This window comes from Rahnella sp. P4_A8 (assembly GCF_056402435.1).
In genome coordinates, this window is the sequence record NZ_JBFUHK010000280.1 from 1 (window position 1) to 960 (window position 960).

Here is a 960-nt window from a genome sequence, read left to right on the forward strand (position 1 = left end):
TTAAACACCAGTAAGAAGCAATCCGAACTACAAAAAAAATGCTTTTATTTTGCGCTCTTCTCTTCTTGTTGCTGTTCCAACATCGCTTTTTCCAACCACTCTTGTAATGGTATATCCGGGCTTCCCTCATCTAACTTCATGATTTGACTTTCATCGCTTTCGCCTGTCGGCGCCTCTTCCGGAGCCTCATTTTCCATAGATGAAGTATCTTCCAGCAGTTGTTCATCAGCATTTGTATCGTCATCACTATCGGCCGACTGACTAACAGCAGGCATCGCTTTGTCCTGATAGATGTAATGTAAGGGGGATTGCTTATAAGGAAGACGGGATTCTTCACTGACACTTATCCGGTAACTCTGCCAGTTAAGATAACTTATATGAAGATAAGCCCCTGCCATCGCACCTGCCAACAAGCATAGGCAACCTAATCCCAGAGAATAAAGGCTTTTTCTGAGCGGGCGATGCACTACCACCTTCACTTTTTGTTTGTTTAAATGGCTTGTGTAAGCCGATAAATGAATGTTTTGCATTTTAACCTAGAGCTCTTCTTCTGTAAGCAGCACGGGCATGTTGCCGGTACGTTTAGCGATTTGCATCAGTGTGCCCTTACCTACCCTTCCATCAACAATAAGACCTTCCCGTTGTTGGAATAATTTAACCTTCCTGATCAAATCTTTGTCCCACTGACCCGTTTTACCGAATGGCAGGTTCAGGATTTTGCTCAGTGTCATATCTAACCAAGCGGTGTCAGCTTCAGGGCTTGTATTGTTGATGGCGTTTTTACCGCTCGGAGTCTGCGGGAATAACTGAATATATTCGCCACCCCAAACTTCGTTAAACCAGCTGCGCTGAACCGTCCACGTCTCATCTTTAATAAGAATATCTAACTCCTCATCAGTGACCTTCACAACGGTAACGTACACGGTCTGTTTATCTGCTGTAATCGGACTTAACCAGGGA

The 960-nt window shown here is 44.3% G+C and carries 2 protein-coding genes; both read right to left on the minus strand.

The features are described 5' to 3' along the window. Positions 1 to 44: 44 nt before the first annotated feature. Positions 45 to 530, minus strand: coding sequence for a hypothetical protein (locus AC1DUO_RS25425; RefSeq protein WP_119261137.1), 486 nt, complete (start codon positions 528 to 530; stop codon positions 45 to 47). Positions 531 to 536: 6 nt separating this feature from the next. Next, the coding region (locus tag AC1DUO_RS25430) for a peptidoglycan-binding domain-containing protein (protein ID WP_477989469.1) at positions 537 to 960 on the minus strand (424 nt) is incomplete at its 5' end.

Coding starts and splice junctions, on each gene's coding strand:
- AC1DUO_RS25425 (WP_119261137.1), bottom strand. CDS start 530: ATGCAAAACATTCATTTATCGGCTTACACAAGCCATTTAAACAAACAA.